Origin of the sequence: Halobacillus sp. KGW1 (assembly GCF_001592845.1) — a bacterium.
Taxonomy (GTDB): Bacteria; Bacillota; Bacilli; order Bacillales; family Halobacillaceae; genus Halobacillus.
The window spans coordinates 160,862-175,068 of sequence record NZ_LSOC01000002.1 but is presented as its reverse complement, the minus strand read 5'-3'; the positions used below and the strand labels follow the sequence as shown (position 1 = coordinate 175,068).

Here is a 14,207-nt window from a genome sequence, read left to right as displayed (position 1 = left end):
TTCCAATTTTCTACAAACCCCTTCTCCAACAGACACGGCCGCAAAAATAAAGACACCTGCCGAATCGGCAGATGTCTTCTTTCTTTACTGATGTACGACACCATATTCTTTCTGGTATTGCTCGAATTCCTTTGTCGTACATAACACGAAGTGACCTGGACGGACTTCACGGAATTCCGGCTCTTCACTCGTATCGTGCTTGCTAGGGTCATACGTGAAACGCTCACGGTTGCGCTCATAATCCGGATCCGGAAGAGGGATAGCGGACAAAAGAGACTGCGTGTACGGGTGGATCGGATTCTTGTAAAGATCATCTGCATCAGCAAGTTCCACCATTTTACCGAAGTACATAACCCCGATTCGATCACTAATGTATTTCACCATGGAAAGGTCGTGGGCGATGAACAGGTACGTCAAACCTTTATCCTTCTGAAGTTTCTTCAACAGGTTGACCACCTGTGCCTGGATCGACACGTCAAGAGCAGAGATCGGCTCATCGGCAATGATGAAGCTGGGTTCTACTGCAAGCGCCCGTGCGATTCCGATTCTCTGGCGCTGTCCGCCGGAAAATTCATGTGGATAACGGTTGGCGTGCTCTTTGTTCAATCCGACCGTTTCCAGCAGTTCATATACGCGCTCACGTCGAGCTTTATCGTTCTCTGCAAGTCCGTGAATGTCCATCCCTTCAGCGATGATGTCCTCGACTTTCATCCGCGGGTTAAGAGACGCATACGGATCCTGGAAGATCATCTGCATTTCCCGGTTGAATTTTTTCAAATCCTCCCGACTTTTCTTACCGTGGACGTTCTCTCCATCGAAGATGACCTCTCCGTCTGTTGCATCATAAAGACGGATGATCGTGCGCCCGGTCGTCGATTTCCCACAACCGGATTCTCCAACAAGCCCGAACGTTTCGCCTTTATAAATATCAAAGTTCAAACCGTCTACAGCTTTGACGACACTGTTCCGACCAGTTTGGAAGTGCTGCTTCAAATTCTTGATTTCAAGTAGTTTCTCTCGTGTCATACACGTTCACCTTCCGATTCACTCTTTGACTTCGCCATACCTTCCATCCGCTTCTTAACTGCAGCAGGCGGATCGATATCCGGAGCATTTTCATGCAGGAGCCACGTTGCTGCGTAGTGGGTATCACTCACCTTGAACATCGGCGGCTCTTGTTCGAAGTCAATCTTCATTGCGAATTCATTTCTGGCTGCAAACGCATCGCCTTTTGGCGGATGCAAGAGATCGGGCGGAGATCCCGGAATGGCATAAAGCTCTTCATCTGCACTGTCCAAAGACGGCATAGAGCCGAGCAGTCCCCATGTGTACGGGTGTTTTGGATTATAGAAGATATCATCTACCGTACCGATCTCTATGATCTTACCAGCGTACATGACAGCAACTCTGTCCGCGACATTTGCAACGACGCCGAGATCGTGTGTAATGAAAATCGTAGCAGAATCTGTTTTCTTTTGAATCTCTTTCATCAACTCAAGGATCTGTGCCTGAATCGTTACATCAAGGGCTGTGGTCGGCTCATCCGCGATCAACAGTTTAGGGTTACAGGCAAGGGCGATAGCAACGACAACACGCTGTCTCATTCCACCTGAGAATTGGTGCGGATACTGCTTTATACGGTTCTCCGCATCAGGGATTCCGACAAGCTCAAGTAATTCGATCACGCGTTTACGCGCTTCGGTCTTACCCATTTTTTGGTGCTTGATCAAGCCCTCCATAATCTGGTTTCCGACTTTCATCGTCGGGTTCAAAGACGTCATAGGGTCTTGGAAAATCATAGATATTTCTTTCCCGCGGATTTTCTGCATTTGCTTTTCGCTCATTTTCACCAGGTCACGGCCCTCAAAAAGGATTTCTCCTTCTTTGATGCGCCCGGGCGGCTTCGGAATCAGCTGCATCAGTGCTTTCGTCGTTACAGATTTACCGGAACCGGATTCGCCGACAATCGCCAGCGTCTCCCCTTTTTTCAAATCGAAGTTAACCCCACGTACAGCTTTTACTTCACCGCCGTAGGTGTCAAATGATACATGCATATTTTTTACTTCTAGAAGTTTTTCCATCTTGTACACCTACCTCCTACTCGCGCATCTTCGGATCAAGTGCATCACGAAGACCGTCTGCAAGCATATTGAATGCAATCATGATAAGCGAGATTACAATCGCCGGGAACAACAGGATGTGCGGATAAATCTGAAGGGATTTGAATCCGTCATCAATCAGCGTTCCAAGTGATGCTGTCGGCGTCGGCAGTCCGAGACCGATGAAGCTCAAGAAGGCTTCGAAGAAAATGGCACTTGGAATCGTAAACATCGTATTGATGATAATCAATCCGGTTACGTTCGGTACCAAGTGTTTTCTCAGAATGCGATTATCCTTCGCTCCAAGCGTTTTCGATGCGAGCACAAATTCCTGGTTTTTTAATTTCAGCACCTGGCCTCGTATGATACGGGCCATCGATATCCACCCGGTGATCGTCAAGGCTATCGTGATGGATAAAATACCCGGCTCGAGTATTAAAATCATCAGGATGACGACAACGAGGTTCGGAATTCCCATCAGAATTTCAATGACACGCTGCATATAGTTATCGACGCGACCGCCGTAATAACCGGAAATACCACCGTATGCAACCCCGATTACCATATCAATCGCTGCTGCCAGTAAGGCGATATACAAGGAGATCCTCGTTCCCATCCAAGTCCTTGTCCACAAATCACGTCCAAGACCGTCTGTTCCGAACCAGAATGATTCATCATTCATATCTTTAGCACCGTAAACGTCGTATACGGCTTCCACCTCTGCAGGCTCCCCGTTGGAACCATCATTCAAAACTTTCGTCTGAATGAAATCTTCCTGGTTGTTGAAACGCATCATCGCTTTCGTTTCAGCTTGTTCAACTGTATCGGCGCTTTGTACGGAAGTCAGCGTACCATCCATACCAAGCCAGCCGAGCCCTTCCACTTTAGGTGGCATCTTCGCACGGGACAAATCCTGCTCATACTGTCCATAGTCATTCATGTATGGACCAAAGATCGCCATGACACCTAAGGCAATCAAAATGAACAGCCCGATCATCGCACCTATATTCTTGCGAAGGCGGATGAAAGAATCCTGCCAGAATGACAGGCTGGGTCTTGAAATACCTTCGTTATCCTGTTCTTTCGTATTGACGGGTACAAATAAATCTTTCGATGGTTTTTGATTATCCATATGGACTACTTCCCTTCTGCCAGTCGGATTCTAGGATCAATGATTCCATAAAGAAGATCAATGATTAAGATAATGACAATAAACAGGAAGGAGATTAACAAGGTTGTCCCCATGATAATCGGAAAGTCATTCGTATTGATCGCTTTAACGAATTGTTCACCAATCCCAGGTACGGCGAAAATATTCTCGATGACAAGCGTACCGGTAATCAAGCTGACCGCAAGCGGCCCCAGTACTGTAATAAGTGGAATCAACGCATTCCGGACGCCGTGTTTCAATACAACTCCGAATTTGTTGACACCTTTCGCACGTGCCGTTGTGATATAGTCTGAGCTCATGACTTCAAGCATTTCCGTCCGCATGAAACGAGCGGCAATTGCTATCGGGAATATGGCAAGGGCTACGGTAGGAAGAACCGTGTACTCCCAGCTTCCCCAAAGAGCAACAGGGAACCATCCAAGTTTTACACCGATGTAATATTGAAGAATACCTGCAAATACGAAAGAAGGGATAGATTTCCCGATGACTGCAATGAATGTCGATAGGTAATCCATGAACCCATTATGATAAATGGCCGATATGATTCCGAGAAGCATCCCGAAAATCGTACCGATGATCATCGCTTGCACGCCGAGCTGCATAGACGGGCCGACCCGTTCCATCATGATCGTCGTCACTTCACGATTATCGAATTGGAAGGAGATTCCCAAGTCACCTTGAGTCAAGTTGACCATGTAATTAAAATACTGTACAGGAACCGGGTCATCCAATCCGTACTTCTCCAACACAACCTGCTGTTGCTCTTCTGACAATTTATCTGCAGCACTTAGGGGAGTACCTGGTAAAAATTTCATCAGGAAGAACGTAAAGGTTGCAATAAGAAACATCGTTATAACCATATAGACCAATCGTTGTAGTATATAACGTGCCATATGAACACCTCCGTTTAAGTAAACCCTATCTCTTATTTTTCTATCTCTGTCGAAATTAACTGAATTTTGTTTATAATTAGAATATTTCCTTTTCAGGGAAAAAGAGAGCATATGCCAACGCGCTGGTCATATACTCTCTCCCTTATAAAAGAAACTTATATGTGGTTAGTATGGTGCGCGCTATTATTTACCTTCGATATAAGCATACTTGTAAGTGTAGTCAGGTCCCATCGGGTTGACGATTACACCTTTAAGATACGGCTTATAAAGTTGTGCCTGAGCACGTTGGTAAAGTGGAGCAAGGACTGCATCTTCCTGGATCAAAAGTTTCTCCGCTTCAAGGAACGCTTCGAAACGCTCAACCGGCTCAAGAGCTAGTTCGTTGTTCGCTTTTTCAATCAACGCATCATATTCTTCGCTGGAATAACCAGTCATGTTATTTCCACCGTCTGTTACCCACATGTTCAAGAATGTGTTCGGATCGATGTAGTCAGGACCCCATCCGGAGTTCTGAAGCTCATAGTTCATGCTTGTGTCACGCTCAAGACGCTCTTTGAAAGGTACGGAAGTGACGTTAACAGTCAAGCCTTCCAATTTCTCAAGCTGGTCTTTGATGTAAGCATCCATCTGCTTGGCAACTTCTGTATCGCCGCCAAGGTATTCCAATTCAAGTGTATCTTGACCAAGCTCTTCTTTAGCCGTAGACCAAAGCTTCTGCGCTTCATCAAGGTTGTACTCGATCAGGTCACCGTTAATATCGCGGAAGTCTTCTCCGGATTCCGGATGGTTCGCGAACTTGGCAGGAATGTCACCAACTGCAGGGATGGAACCGTTGTTCAGAATAACGTCAACCATGCTTTGACGGTCGATCGCCATTTGAATCGCTTTACGTGCATTTACGTTACCAAGAATTTCGTTTTCCTGGTTCATCTTCAAGTAGAACAATGTCGGCTCTTCTTTGACGCCGAACTCTTCAGAAGTCTGGTACTGATCGACGAACTCGGAAGAAAGGTTCACACGATCGACTTCCCCAGTTTCATAAAGGTTTACAGCCGTTGCTGTATCTTTAACAACTTTGACGTTGATTGTATCAAGCTTCACGTTTTCTGCATCCCAGTAATCTTCGTTCTTCTCAAGCGTCCAGCCTTCGCCGTGGTTCCACTCTGTCATAACGAATGGTCCGTTATAGACAAGCGTGTCCGCTTCAAGCGCATATTGATCGCCCTGTTCTTCAACGAATTTCTGGTTCAATGGAAGGAACGTACCGAACGTAGTCAAAGACTCGAAATAAGGAATCGGTTTTTCCAACTCAACTGTCAATGTATAATCACCGTCTGCTTTTACTCCAAGATCTTCAACTGGAGTATCGCCGGCAGCAATTGCTTCTGCATTTTTGATTACGCCACTCATCATATATGGACCATACTCGGAAGCAGTATCCGGGTTAACCGCACGCTGCCATGCATATACGAAATCGTTCGCTGTTACAGGATCGCCGTTTGACCAGACAGCGTCCTCACGAAGAGTGAATGTCCAAGTAAGACCGTCTTCACTTACTTCATGTTCTGTAGCGATACCAGGTTCCGCTTCTGCACCTTCACCAAGACGATAAAGCCCGTCCATTGTAGATCCAAGGAATTGGAACGCTACTGCGTCCGTAGCAAGAGAGGAATCCATTGTAGGAATCTCTGCTGTGTCATAAAGGTTAAGTACTTGCTCGCTGTCTGGTGATGCTTCCCCATCAGACGAGCTGTCGGATGAATCGTCTGAAGAACCAGACGTATCGTCCCCGCCGGAACATGCCGCGAGGAACATGCTTAGTACCAGTGCCAGTACTAGCAGTAACCAATTTGTCTTTTTCATGTAGAAAATGACCTCCCCTAAAAATTTTCTAAAAATTTGCCGTGGCTCGTTGTCCACATATCGAATTATACAAGTTTTCTAACTATTTTGCATTACCTAATTTTTCGAAAAGACACAGAATTCCCATCATTATTACGTTTCAATGACACTAAATGAGTCTTTTTACCTAGTTTATTTTACAATGTTAAAGACTGAAAATAACTAATTATAAGGACTAATGTATAAAAAATGATTAGGTATCGGGAAAGGTTATTATTTATCCCAGTTCCTCATGAAAGGAAATGCATACCCCATTCAAAATAGAATTTTCAGTCTATTGAATCCGCTTTACAATTCCATAAGGTAAGGGTACATGCTATAATTGGTACGAATTTGTATGAAAGGTGTGACCTTTGTTGAGTATCATAAGAAATAAGTGGCTGATGATTCTTTTTAACTTCGCCCTGGTCACAGGACTCTTCTTCCTGTTGTCTCCAGAGCATGATTTATTCCATTATATAAATCAATTGTTCTATCTTGCTTATTTCTACTTGTTCATCGGTATTCTTATGTGGGTGATCCGAGGCGGGTTCTTTGACGGAATCGCATACGGCTTTCGCCGGTTTTACAGTACGATGTCCAAGCAGAAGGATTATCTGGACGATTGGAAAGAGAAGCCGCTTCCCTCCCAAACGATCGGGCGGTCCTGGCTGCGCTTCTTCCTCTTTCAGGGAAGTGTATTGACCGTAGGACTTCTTGCTTTACTCGTTTTTTATTATCAGGGATGAAGAGTTGATGGAATGCGATTTCTGCGATATAATTAGAAACTACTTAAATAGGACTGAAATGCTTGGATGAAGGATAAGTACATCTGTCTCCCCATTCATACAGAGAGGTTGCGGCTGGTGGAAGCAATCATGGGAACGGGTTGGAATTGGGCCTTCGGAGCATCTTTTGACGTAAATCGGCGTTAACGATTGAAGCTGACCTGTATCGCATACAGGTAATTAGGGTGGCACCGCGGTATATTCGTCCCTTCCATGTTATTGGAAGGGGCGTTTTTGTATGCAGAAACGAATAATTCATAGAGGTGATGACAAATGAAGACAATCTTTTCAGGGATTCAACCAAGCGGAACGTTGACACTAGGGAACTATATCGGAGCAATGAAGCATTTCACAGAATTGCAGGATGACCACAACTGTTACTTCTGTATTGTGGATGAACATGCTATAACCGTTCCACAGGACCGGCTGGAACTCCGCCGGAACATCCGCTCTCTTGCGGCGTTATACCTGGCTTCCGGTATTGACCCGGATAAATCAACGCTGTTTATCCAATCCGAAGTGGCCGCACATACGCAGCTTGGGTGGATGCTCCAGTGTGTCAGCTACATTGGGGAATTGGAGCGGATGACGCAGTTTAAAGATAAGTCGGCCACGGGAAGTAAAGAAGGAGTTTCTGCCGGCCTGTTGACTTACCCACCGCTGATGGCATCCGATATTCTTCTGTACAACACAGATATCGTCCCAGTCGGGGAAGATCAAAAACAGCATTTGGAGCTCACACGTAACCTGGCGCAGCGCTTCAACAATAAGTACAATGACATTTTTACAGTGCCGGAAGTACGGATTCCAAAAGAAGGCGCACGCATCATGTCGCTTCAGGATCCGACGAAGAAAATGAGTAAATCGGACTCCAATCAGAAGGCATTCATTTCCATGCTGGACGATGAGAAGAAGATTCTTAAAAAAATCAAGAGTGCCGTGACGGATTCCGATGGAGTTGTCCGTTACGATAAAGAGAATAAGCCGGGCGTCTCCAATCTGTTGACCATTGAATCCGTCTGCAGTGGTACACCGATCGCTGATTTGGAACAGAAGTACGAAGGGAAAGGCTACGGAGACTTCAAACAAGGGGTGGCTGATGCTGTCATCGCTGTACTGAAACCGATTCAGGAACGTTATGAAGCACTGATCGATTCCGATGAATTAGACGATATACTTGATCAGGGAGCAGATAAAGCATCGTATGAAGCACAGAAAATGCTTCGTAAAGCGAAAAAAGCAATGGGCCTCGGTCGCGTGAAGAAGAAGTAAAGAGAAAAAGCCAGAATTGAGTGGTGTTACTCAATTCTGGCTTTTCATATGCTGTGAAACGCGTTCCTGTTCACCCTGCCAAATCGTTTCAAAGAAAGGCTGCCCTTTTACCATCTTCCGGCACAGCTCCTCATGGATCATCGACCAGCCTCTGCACGTACCTTCATATAAACGGTCCCACGCTTCTTCTGTAGAAAATTCTTTGATAATTGGATATTGGGACGGATCCCATTCAGTCAGCCAATATCTGATTTCCTCTGGATGATCCGAGTGTTTCAACTGATCGAGCGCCATCATCAACAACTGCTTCAACTGCCGTTCTCTACGCGTCAAACCGGACATTTTTCCTGGTGGAAGTGAAAGAATATGATGCTCCTTCCACGCACTTCCTTCTATTGAATAGGTTTCCGGTTCTTTTCCCTGAACCATTTCGAATACTAAACGCTCCTGTCTAGGTATGAGACGGCTCTTCTTCACGGGAAGAGTATAACCAATCGTGTCAAAGACAATGATGTCCTTTCCATTCGTGACGACAGCTGCGTATTCGACCGTGTGCCGCTCCTGATTTTTCTTCATGTACGTCTTTCGGTGGATCGCTTGCAGAAAGGATGCCGGCAGGTCTTGTAGATCGTTCTCAATAAAATGGAAAAGTTCATCATTCACCAGAACTAAGGGTATCTGATCGATCAACTCGATCCCATCTTCTTTGCGCCATTCATGGAACCGGCACACGTTATACCCATTCTCTTCACCTTCGAACCAGTTCACCCACAGATCATGCATGTATAACATTTCGGACCCTCACTTTCACTTCAGTGATCTCTTTTGGTTACATTATGACCATTGGTGGCTTTTTTATTCTTTACAACCATATTTTAGAAAATTAATCTTTCATGAGAAGCAAAGCTGTCGTAATGAGCAGGATGCCGACAGGGAATAAATAACATTCCACCCGGGTCCGAATCAGAATAAAGAACTCTATCCAACTCATACCGGCCGGGACGAGGTTCAAATACGTAATCGTCACCGTTCCACCGGCGACGGCAAATCCGAATCCAGTTAAAAGCAGCAGCCAATACCACATCCGCCTCATCCCCTTCTCCTTGTCCTCCTATGGATATCTTATGAACGTTAGTCATGGGACATGCGGGTATTTGCTCTTAAAACCTGGTCTTTACTTCCTTTCCATTTAAAGGTACATTTATATGGAACAGGTATCATGGACGAAAGGATGATGATCGTTGTCACAGAAACGCACCTTGCGAAAAAGGCGGAGAAAGCGCCGTAAACGCAAGGCCATACTTGCAATCCTGTCTTTAACGTTCTTATTGTTTATTAGTTATTCTGCCTATGAATATTTATCCGGGAAGCATGAAGCGATGGAAAATCAGGCTTCAGCGGAAGATGGAGAAGGAATCGATTTCGAGGAAAGCCCCTACAAGGATTCTTTCCGGGGCGTCGATAACGGAGACGAAAAGATGACGATTCTGCTGTTAGGAACAGACCAGCGAGGAACGGAAACGGCTCGGACAGATACGATTATGCTGGCTGAATATAATAAAGAGAATCAAGATGTAAAGATGGTATCCTTAATGAGAGATACGTACGTGGATATTCCAGGGCACGGATACAACAAGCTCAACGCAGCCTTTGCCATCGGTGGTCCTGAGCTTCTCCGGGAAACGATTGTAGATAATTTCGCAGTTGAACCGGAGTACTATGCGATCGTTGATTTCAAAGGATTCACCCATATTGTGGACACGCTCGCTCCGGACGGTATTGAAGTGGATATCGATAAGGATATGTACTACGAAGCCGGCGGTGACGGCACAAAAATCGATTTGAAAGCCGGAAAACAGCAGCTTGACGGGGAAGAATTGCTTGGCTACGTAAGATTCCGCAGTGATATCCGATCGGATTTCGGTCGTGTGGAAAGGCAGCAGGAAGCAATCGGATTGTTGAAAGATCAGCTGGTATCCTTCAGCGGTGTCCTGAAAGCACCACGCTTAATCGGTACGGTCCAGCCTTATATTGATACAAATATCGAAGGGACCAAAGTGGTGGATATAGGGAAGGATATCCTGCTTCACCCTCCCGAAGATATCGAGACACTCAGCATTCCGACAACGGACAACGTTTGGAACGAACGAAAAGAATATCCAATCGGATTAGTACTCAATCATGACGAAGATAAAACACAGAAGACGCTCCGCGCCTTTCTGGACGGAGATACGGAAGAACCCGAGAGCCCTTGAGGCTTTCGGGTTTCTTTATTTGCTGACAAAGGTGTGATGGAACATCTAAAACCATGTGATTCTTCCTTCTAATAAAGGGTAATAAGACAAAAAACCCGACAGCCTCGTGGCTGCCGGGTTTTAATCAGTCTTGGTATTTCTGGAAAATCAGGGTCGCGTTGTGACCACCAAACCCAAGCGAGTTACTCATAACCGTATTTACTTCCTGTTTTCTTGCTTCGTTCGGTACGATATCAAGATCACACTCCGGATCAGGTGTTTCATAATTGATCGTCGGTGGCAGTATGCCGTCATTGATGGCTTTCAGTGAGATGACCGCTTCCACTGCTCCTGCCGCTCCAAGCAGGTGACCCGTCATTGACTTCGTCGAAGAAATAGCAAGCTTCTTCGCGTGCTCTTGAAAGACGGTTTTCGTTGCAAACGTCTCAAACTTATCATTAAGCTCCGTGGACGTACCATGGGCGTTTACGTAATCGACAGCTGTCGGTTCAAGACCGGCATCTCCCAACGCCTGTTTCATGGCACGGGCCGCTCCATCGCCTTCCGGTGCCGGTGATGTGATGTGGTAAGCATCTCCGGTAGAGCCGTACCCTGTAATTTCACCATAAATTTTCGCACCACGCTTCTTCGCTGACTCCAACGTTTCCATAATAAGAATTCCTGCGCCTTCTCCCATGACGAATCCGTCACGGTTCTTATCAAAAGGCCGGCTCGCTGTTTTCGGATCCTCATTCAAGGAAAGCGCACGCGCAGCGGCAAAGCCTGCGAAGGACATCTTGTTCATTGGTGCTTCCGTCCCGCCGGCAATCATGATGTCAGCGTCTCCACGCTGAAGTACCTTGAACGCATCACCGATCGAGTTGGCGCCGGATGCACATGCCGTAACGGTACAAGAGTTAATGCCTTTCGCACCTAGAGAGATAGATACTTGTCCAGCGGCCATATCAGGAATCATCATCGGGATGAAGAACGGGCTGACACGACGGTATCCTTTCTTCTGGAACGTCTCGAACTGGGATTCATATGTTCCCATTCCTCCAATACCGGAACCGATCCAGACTCCCGTACGAGGTGCAATCTCATCCGTAATTTCAAGGCCGGCATCTTCCACCGCCATGTGGGAAGCGACCATTGCATATTGAACAAATGGGTCCATCTTCCGGACTTCTTTACGTTCGATGTACTTGGAAGGGTCAAAATTTTTGAGCTCTGCCGCGACGTGTACCGGGTAGTCCTCTTTGTTTACTTTCGTAATTTCTCCGATTCCAGAAACACCGTTCTTAATACTCTCCCACAATTCGTCTACTGAGTTACCGACGGGGGTCACCGCCCCCATTCCGGTAATGACTACTCGTCTTTTATCCATGACTATTCTATTCCTCCTTGGTTACTTGCCCCATCGAAGGGCAACGGCTCCCCATGTGAGACCGCCGCCGAATCCGACAAGAACGACTAAATCGTTTTCTTTTATTTTACCTGCCTTCACGTCTTCTGACAAAGCGATTGGAATCGATGCAGAAGATGTGTTGCCGTAACGCTTCACAGCTGTGGACATTTTCTCTTCCGGAATGCCCAGGCGCTGCCTTGCTGCTTCCATTATTCTTATGTTTGCCTGGTGTGGGACTAAGTAATCGACATCCTGCTCACTAAGGCCGATTTTTTTCACGACATTGACAGAGGATTCCGGCATCTGGCGGACAGCAAATTTGAATACTTCCCGTCCATTCATGTAGATGACATCTTCCGGCGTCTGATAGAGGTTCGGTCCTCCGTTACCGTCGGATCCAAGTTCGAAGGAAAGGATCCCCTTATCTTCACTTACCGGGCCGATGACAGCAGCTCCCGCTCCATCTCCGAAAAGGACGCACGTATTTCGATCGGTCCAATCCGTAATCTTGGAAAGTTTCTCTACACCTACCACCAGCACATTCTTATAGGCATTTGTCTCAATATACTGTTTGGCCGTGATAACACCGTACATGAATCCTGCACACGCAGCACTAAGATCCATCGCTGCTACTTTAGGTGCGCCGAGGCTTTTCTGAAGCTTTGTCGCTACAGATGGAAATGGTGTGTCCGGAGTAACGGTGGCAACGAGGATCATATCGAGTTCTTCCGCTTTCATATCCGCATCTTCCAGCGCAGCTTCAGCTGCACGAAGTGCCAAGTCGGACGTATCCATATCGTCGGAAGCGATCCTGCGCTCTTCGATCCCGGTACGTGTCCGGATCCATTCGTCACTTGTATCGACTATTTTCTCTAAATCTTTATTTGTAAGAACTTTTTCCGGTGCGTAGTGCCCGACACCTAAGAATCCTGCTCTCATATGTTCATCCCCTTAAGGTAATATCTGAATATCTATTATCAATTCTTATGACTTGGTACTAATTTTAATTCATCTCCATTTATTCTGCAAGTCGCAAAAGGAGCGAAGCAGTGTGCAGCCCACAAAATATAAGGGTTCCTGTCATAAACTGCATGTAGAGGGAGGTGCAGTGGATGGAGAATAACAGAAAGTCTCCTTTCGATAATTTCTGGGGGTTTAATCCGTCAGAAGAGCGCAAAGAGAAAACGACAGAAACAGAAGGTCAATCCAAACCAAACTGGCCCGATTTGTTTGAAGAAGCATCAAAAACTTGGAAATCCGTGTCACCGATGATCAAGCCGATGTTCGACCGTTTTAAGAAATAACAAAAAAACTCGGGAGCAAAACTCCCGAGTCTTTTCAGATTGCTGAGAAACTTAACGGATAAGAAAAGATTAATACATAGGCAGCAATGGTTGAAAGAAAACGTGGCTTTGGCTTTGAAAAATACAAGGGCAATCCCGCCCCTCACATCCCCCAACCACTTCTTCATCATGCTGAAAAACTGGCGAGTAAACAACTCCCGAGTTTTTACCGGTTTGGCAATTCTCCTGTCTCTTCATAATAAGCGACTGCTTCATCCATCTCTTTCTGAAAACCGACAGGAACATCAGAGCTGTAGGTGCCCATTTCGATCGCTCCTTCTTGAAAATCAAAGGTCAGCGACCCTCCTGTCAGGTTTCCGTCGACATATCGCTCCATCACCAGTTCATACACTTCATCAATCCGCTGGATGGTACTTGTTAATACGGCGTTCTCTGCAACGGAAGACCGGTCTTTCACATAACCGATGGCATACTTCCCGTCCTGCTCTGCCTGCTTGATGATGGAGATATCGAATAAATCACCCGCAGGGTAAAAGACATCCGCGCCATTTCTCTGCATCGTGCTGTAAATTCCAAGAGCCGTCTGTGTGTCACTCCAACTGTTGGTGAGAGACACAGAAACATCTGCTTCCGGATTCTGATAGAGTACCCCCTCATAGAACCCCTCTAATTCCGGCTGCCATTCGAATGCGCCGATCAAACCGATTTTATCGGATTTTGTCATCTCTCCAGCAACCATCCCTGCGAAGAAGCCCATCGCCCGCGAACTGAAATTAAGGCTGGTGACATTATCCGCTGAGAATTCACCATTAAAATAAACAAATTCCACATCAGGAAAAGAAGCATGGAGCTCTTTAAAGTGACTCTCATAAATATTTCCGTGCCCGAAGATGATATCTACGCCCTTATGGACAAGATCCTCGACGGCCGCTGCCGTCTGATCATACGTTTTTATATTCTCCTTATAGTAGACGTCCGCATCAAACTCTTGCTCAATCATCTGAAGCCCCTCATATCCACGCTCCCCGAAGCCTTGATCATCCGCCGTCGTTTCGATCAGCATGCCGACGTCTGAATGTTCGCCGTAGCCCGGGAATGATCCGCACCCTGCCAGAAGAACGAGGACGCATAGAAATAGGCCGTATCTTCTTTTCATT

Annotated in this window: 14 protein-coding genes and 1 other annotated feature; of the genes, 4 read left to right on the top strand and 10 right to left on the bottom strand. The window is 46.2% G+C overall.

Annotated features, from left to right (window positions below; all coding sequences use genetic code 11):
- Positions 1 to 84 precede the first annotated feature (84 nt).
- From AXG56_RS01430 to AXG56_RS01410, 5 genes are all read right to left on the bottom strand, one after another.
- Positions 85 to 1,026 (bottom strand): ABC transporter ATP-binding protein, encoded by a 942-nt coding sequence (locus AXG56_RS01430; RefSeq protein WP_008638745.1) that lies wholly within the window; start codon positions 1,024 to 1,026, stop codon positions 85 to 87.
- On the bottom strand, positions 1,023 to 2,081 hold the full coding sequence (locus AXG56_RS01425) for an ABC transporter ATP-binding protein (protein ID WP_008638747.1): 1,059 nt from the start codon (positions 2,079 to 2,081) through the stop codon (positions 1,023 to 1,025). Before AXG56_RS01425 ends, AXG56_RS01430 begins: the two co-directional genes overlap by 4 nt.
- A 16-nt stretch (positions 2,082 to 2,097) precedes the next feature.
- A complete protein-coding gene (opp3C, locus tag AXG56_RS01420) occupies positions 2,098 to 3,231 on the bottom strand; it encodes an oligopeptide ABC transporter permease (protein ID WP_062512911.1) in 1,134 nt (377 codons plus the stop codon).
- A gap of 5 nt (positions 3,232 to 3,236) precedes the next feature.
- A complete protein-coding gene (opp3b, locus tag AXG56_RS01415; RefSeq protein ID WP_008638751.1) occupies positions 3,237 to 4,163 on the bottom strand; it encodes an oligopeptide ABC transporter permease in 927 nt (308 codons plus the stop codon).
- A 183-nt stretch (positions 4,164 to 4,346) separates the two neighbouring features.
- Positions 4,347 to 6,026 (bottom strand): peptide ABC transporter substrate-binding protein, encoded by a 1,680-nt coding sequence (locus AXG56_RS01410; protein WP_062512909.1) that lies wholly within the window; start codon positions 6,024 to 6,026, stop codon positions 4,347 to 4,349.
- Between the two features lie 395 nt (positions 6,027 to 6,421).
- On the opposite strand from AXG56_RS01410, the gene AXG56_RS01405 reads away from it, so the two are divergent.
- Together AXG56_RS01405 and trpS are read left to right on the top strand one after the other, a co-directional pair.
- Positions 6,422 to 6,793 carry a DUF3899 domain-containing protein gene (locus AXG56_RS01405; protein WP_008638755.1) on the top strand — a complete coding sequence of 124 codons (372 nt, stop codon included), beginning with the start codon at positions 6,422 to 6,424 and terminating at the stop codon, positions 6,791 to 6,793.
- A gap of 54 nt (positions 6,794 to 6,847) precedes the next feature.
- Positions 6,848 to 7,045 (top strand) — a binding site (T-box leader).
- Between the two features lie 60 nt (positions 7,046 to 7,105).
- Positions 7,106 to 8,104 (top strand): tryptophan--tRNA ligase, encoded by a 999-nt coding sequence (gene trpS, locus AXG56_RS01400; RefSeq protein ID WP_062512907.1) that lies wholly within the window; start codon positions 7,106 to 7,108, stop codon positions 8,102 to 8,104.
- A gap of 30 nt (positions 8,105 to 8,134) precedes the next feature.
- Here trpS and AXG56_RS01395 read toward each other — a convergent pair whose 3' ends face one another.
- Together AXG56_RS01395 and AXG56_RS01390 are read right to left on the bottom strand one after the other, a co-directional pair.
- The gene (locus AXG56_RS01395) at positions 8,135 to 8,896 is read right to left on the bottom strand and encodes a YjbA family protein (protein ID WP_062512905.1); all 762 of its coding nucleotides are present in this window, start codon (positions 8,894 to 8,896) and stop codon (positions 8,135 to 8,137) included.
- A gap of 91 nt (positions 8,897 to 8,987) precedes the next feature.
- Positions 8,988 to 9,197 (bottom strand): hypothetical protein, encoded by a 210-nt coding sequence (locus tag AXG56_RS01390; protein WP_369815258.1) that lies wholly within the window; start codon positions 9,195 to 9,197, stop codon positions 8,988 to 8,990.
- 148 nt (positions 9,198 to 9,345) lie between these two features.
- Here AXG56_RS01390 and AXG56_RS01385 point away from each other — a divergent pair, with 148 nt between their 5' ends.
- Positions 9,346 to 10,359, top strand: a complete 1,014-nt coding sequence (locus AXG56_RS01385) for an LCP family protein (RefSeq protein ID WP_064503465.1) — start codon at positions 9,346 to 9,348, stop codon at positions 10,357 to 10,359.
- Between the two features lie 124 nt (positions 10,360 to 10,483).
- Here the strand turns inward: AXG56_RS01385 and fabF are convergent, their stop codons facing one another.
- Positions 10,484 to 11,725, bottom strand: coding sequence for a beta-ketoacyl-ACP synthase II (gene fabF, locus AXG56_RS01380; RefSeq protein WP_062512901.1), 1,242 nt, complete (start codon positions 11,723 to 11,725; stop codon positions 10,484 to 10,486).
- A gap of 21 nt (positions 11,726 to 11,746) precedes the next feature.
- Positions 11,747 to 12,685: a beta-ketoacyl-ACP synthase III gene (locus AXG56_RS01375; protein ID WP_062512899.1), complete on the bottom strand. Its 939-nt coding sequence runs from the start codon at positions 12,683 to 12,685 to the stop codon at positions 11,747 to 11,749.
- Between the two features lie 173 nt (positions 12,686 to 12,858).
- Here AXG56_RS01375 and AXG56_RS01370 point away from each other — a divergent pair, with 173 nt between their 5' ends.
- Positions 12,859 to 13,050 carry a hypothetical protein gene (locus AXG56_RS01370; RefSeq protein WP_008638765.1) on the top strand — a complete coding sequence of 64 codons (192 nt, stop codon included), beginning with the start codon at positions 12,859 to 12,861 and terminating at the stop codon, positions 13,048 to 13,050.
- A gap of 205 nt (positions 13,051 to 13,255) precedes the next feature.
- Here AXG56_RS01370 and AXG56_RS01365 read toward each other — a convergent pair whose 3' ends face one another.
- A complete protein-coding gene (locus tag AXG56_RS01365; RefSeq protein ID WP_062512897.1) occupies positions 13,256 to 14,206 on the bottom strand; it encodes a BMP family ABC transporter substrate-binding protein in 951 nt (316 codons plus the stop codon).
- Position 14,207 lies beyond the last annotated feature (1 nt).